Annotated in this window: 1 protein-coding gene and 1 tRNA gene; both read left to right on the top strand. The window is 68.9% G+C overall.

Annotated elements, in window-relative coordinates:
- Positions 1-44 precede the first annotated feature (44 nt).
- A tRNA-Phe gene (locus tag M8J74_RS43695) sits at positions 45-118 on the top strand.
- Positions 119-226: 108 nt separating this feature from the next.
- Positions 227-4180, top strand: a complete 3954-nt coding sequence (gene hrpA, locus M8J74_RS43690) for an ATP-dependent RNA helicase HrpA (protein WP_249841711.1) — start codon at positions 227-229, stop codon at positions 4178-4180.
- The last annotated feature ends 116 nt before the right edge of the window (positions 4181-4296 follow it).

Raw genomic sequence — 4296 nt, 5'->3', positions numbered from 1 at the left:
GGTTCAAATCCCGTCAGGACCGCCGAGACCCTCACCGGTCTCGTGGCTGGGTAGCTCAGTTGGTACGAGCGATCGCCTGAAAAGCGATAGGTCGCCGGTTCGACCCCGGCCCCAGCCACAACCAAGGCCCCGATCCCCGGATCGGGGCCTCGTTGTATGCCCGGCCACCCACCCCGGTACAAATCGTTCGCCACGGATTTCCCGGGGATGAGATCCTGGATCGCGTATGTCTACGCACCCTGCCCCCGATGCCCCGGCCCTCGGCGCCCTCGCCCCCCGCCTGACCGAGCTGTCCCTGCGCGACGCGCACCGGCTCGGGCGCAGGCTCGAAGGCGCGCGCAAGATCCGCAAGGCGGAGGCCCGTGCCGCCGTGCTCGCCGAGATCGAGGCGGAGGTCGCCCGCGCCGAGGAGCGCATCGGCGAGCGGCGCGTCCGCGTGCCCGCGGTCAGCTACCCCGAGCAGCTGCCGGTCAGCCAGAAGAAGGACGAGATCGCCGCGGCCATCCGCGACCACCAGGTCGTCATCGTGGCCGGTGAGACCGGGTCCGGCAAGACGACCCAGATCCCGAAGATCTGCCTCGAACTGGGGCGCGGTGTACGCGGCATGATCGGCCACACGCAGCCCCGCCGGATCGCCGCGCGCACGGTCGCGGAGCGCGTGGCGGAGGAGATGAACACCCCCCTCGGCGAGGCCGTCGGCTGGAAGGTCCGGTTCACCGACCAGGTCAACCAGGACTCGACGTTCATCAAGCTGATGACGGACGGCATCCTGCTCGCCGAGATCCAGACCGACCGCGAGCTGCGCGCCTACGACACGATCATCATCGACGAGGCCCACGAGCGGTCCCTCAACATCGACTTCCTGCTCGGGTACCTCGCCCAGCTGCTGCCCAAGCGGCCGGATCTGAAGGTCGTCATCACCTCGGCGACCATCGATCCCGAGCGTTTCTCCCGGCACTTCGGCGACGCCCCGATCGTCGAGGTCAGCGGGCGGACGTACCCGGTGGAGGTGCGCTACCGCCCCCTCCTGGAGGAGGACTCCGACGACGCCGACCGGGACCAGATCACGGCGATCACGGACGCCGTCGAGGAGCTCATGGGTGAGGGGAAGGGCGACATCCTCGTCTTCCTCTCCGGGGAGCGGGAGATCCGGGACACCGCGGACGCGCTCACGCGCAAGCAGTACCGCTTCACCGAGATCCTGCCGCTCTACGCCCGCCTCTCGCACGCCGAGCAGCACCGCGTCTTCCAGCCCCACACCGGGCGCAGGATCGTTCTGGCGACGAACGTCGCCGAGACGTCCCTGACGGTCCCCGGCATCAAGTACGTCATCGACCCGGGCTTCGCGAGGATCAGCCGCTACAGCCACCGCACCAAGGTGCAGCGGCTGCCCATCGAGCCGATCAGCCAGGCCAGCGCCAACCAGCGCAAGGGGCGCTGCGGCCGTACCAGCGACGGCATCTGCGTCCGGCTCTACTCCGAGGACGACTTCCTCGCCCGCCCGGAGTTCACCGACGCGGAGATCCTCCGGACGAACCTGGCGTCCGTCATCCTGCAGATGACCGCGGCCGGCCTCGGCGACATCGAGAAGTTCCCCTTCATCGACCCGCCGGACCACCGCAACATCCGTGACGGCGTGCAGCTGCTGCAGGAACTGGGCGCGCTCGACGCGGCCGAGAAGGACCCGCGCAAGCGGCTCACGCAGACCGGCCGCAAGCTCGCCCAGCTGCCCGTCGACCCCCGGCTGGCCCGGATGGTCCTGGAGGCCGACAAGAACGGCTGCGTCCGCGAGGTCATGGTCATAGCCGCGGCGCTGTCCATCCAGGACCCGCGCGAGCGGCCCGCGGACAAACAGGCGCAGGCCGACCAGCAGCACGCCCGCTTCAAGGACGAGACCAGCGACTTCCTGGCCTACCTGAACCTCTGGCGGTACGTCCGGGAGCAGCAGAAGGAGCGGGGCTCCAGCTCCTTCCGCCGGATGTGCAAGCAGGAGTACCTCAACTTCCTGCGCATCCGCGAATGGCAGGACATCTACTCCCAACTGCGCACGGTCGCCAAGCAGATGGGCATCCACCTCAACGAGGACGACGCCCCCGGCGACCGCGTCCACGTCTCCCTGCTGGCCGGTCTGCTCTCGCACATCGGCATGAAGGACGTCAAGGACGGCGCGAAGAACGAGTATCTGGGCGCCCGCAACGCCAAGTTCGCGATCTTCCCCGGCTCGGCGCTGTTCAAGAAGCCGCCGCGGTTCGTGATGTCGGCGGAGCTGGTGGAGACCTCGCGCCTGTGGGCCCGCGTCAACGCCAGGATCGAACCGGAGTGGGTCGAACCCCTCGCCGGCCACCTCCTCAAGCGCACCTACAGCGAGCCGCACTGGGAGAAGGACCAGGCGGCGGTGATGGCGTACGAGAAGGTCACGCTCTACGGCGTCCCGATCATCGCCCAGCGCAAGGTGAACTACGGCCGGATCGACCCCGAGGCCTCCCGCGAACTGTTCATCCGCAACGCCCTCGTCGAGGGCGACTGGCGCACCCACCACAAGTTCTTCGCCGACAACCGCAAGCTGCTCAGCGAGGTCGAGGAGCTCGAACACCGCGCCCGGCGCCGGGACATCGTCGTCGACGACGAGACGCTCTTCGACTTCTACGACGCCCGGGTGCCCGAGCACGTGGTCTCCGGAGCCCACTTCGACTCCTGGTGGAAGCGCAAGCGGCACGAGCAGCCGGATTACCTGGACTTCGAGCGCGAAATGCTCATCCGGGAGTCGGCGGAGGCGGTCACCAAGGCCGACTACCCGGACTCCTGGCGGCAGGACGGACTGAAGTTCCGGGTGACGTACCAGTTCGAGCCGGGCGCGGACGCCGACGGTGTGACGGTCCACATCCCGCTGCAGGTCCTCAACCAGGTCAAGGACGAGGGCTTCGACTGGCAGATCCCGGGTCTGCGGGAGGAGTTGGTGACGGAGCTGATCCGCTCCCTGCCCAAGCCGATCCGCCGCCACTACGTTCCGGCCCCGAACTTCGCGAAGCGGTTCCTGGACACGGCCGTACCCCTGCAGGAGCCGCTGACGACGACCATGGCGCGCGAGCTGAAGCGCATGGTCGGTGTGCCCTTCACCGCCGAGGACTTCGACTGGTCGAAGGTGCCGGAGCATCTGCGCGTCACCTTCCGGATCGTGGACGAACGGCGGCGCAAGCTGGCCGAGGACAAGGACCTGGAGACGCTGCGGCTGCGCCTGCGGCCCAAGGCCCGCCAGGCCCTGTCCCAGGCGGCCGCGGCGACGGCGGAGCGCACCGGCGGGGAGTCCCTGGAACGCTCCGGCCTGACCGACTGGACGATCGGATCCCTCACCCGCGTCTTCGAGACCCGCCGCGCCGGCCAGCCGGTGAAGGCGTACCCGGCGCTCGTGGACGACGGCGACACGGTCTCCGTACGCCTCTTCGACACGGAGGCGGAGCAGGCGGAGGCGATGTGGAAGGGCACCCGCCGGCTCATCCTGCGCAACATCCCGGTCAACCCGGCGAAGTTCGCGTCCGAGAAACTGACGAACGCCCAGAAGCTCGCCCTCTCCGCCAATCCGCACGGCTCGATCCAGGCGCTCTTCGACGACTGCGCGATGGCCGCGGCCGACAAGCTGATCGGGGACTTCGGGGGGCCGGCGTGGGACGAGGAGTCGTACCGGAAGCTGTACGAGAGGGTGCGCGCGGAGATCGTGGACACGACGGTCCGCACGGTGGGTCAGGTGCAGCAGGTGCTGGCCGCCTGGCAGGCCTGTGAGCGCCGTCTGAAGGCCGTCCGCAGCCCCGTCCTGCTGCCCAACCTCCAGGACGTACGGGCCCAGCTGGACGCCCTCGTGAAGCCGGGCTTCGTCACCGAGGCCGGCCTGCGCCGCCTTCCCGACCTGATGCGGTACCTGGTCGCCGCGGACCGCCGCCTGCAGCAGATGCCGACCAACGCCCAGCGCGACACCACGCGCATGGAGAAGGTCCACGAGATGCGGGACGAGTACGCCTGGCTCCTGGAACAGCTTCCCCAGGGCCGCCCGGTGCCGTCCTCGGTCAAGGACATCCGCTGGATGCTGGAGGAGCTCCGGGTCAGCTACTTCGCGCACGCGCTGGGCACGGCGTACCCGGTCTCGGACAAGCGGATCGTGAAGGCGATCGACGCGGCCGCGCCGTGATCAGCCCCTTACAGAGGGTGAGTTCGACCAGGGGGCTCACCCTCCTGTACAGTCCTTCTCGCAGCGCAACGCACGAATAGCGCCGCGAAACCTGGTCCTGTGGAGCAGTTTGGAGT

Source organism: Streptomyces panaciradicis (genome assembly GCF_023516615.1).
GTDB classification, from domain to species: domain Bacteria; phylum Actinomycetota; class Actinomycetes; order Streptomycetales; family Streptomycetaceae; genus Streptomyces; species Streptomyces panaciradicis.
The sequence above is the reverse complement of the archived record's forward strand: the minus strand, read 5'-3'. Positions and strand labels throughout refer to the sequence as shown.

Excerpts from the sequence above, each read along its gene's own strand:
- hrpA (WP_249841711.1), top strand. The coding sequence starts at position 227 with ATGTCTACGCACCCTGCCCCCGATGCCCCGGCCCTCGGCGCCCTCGCC.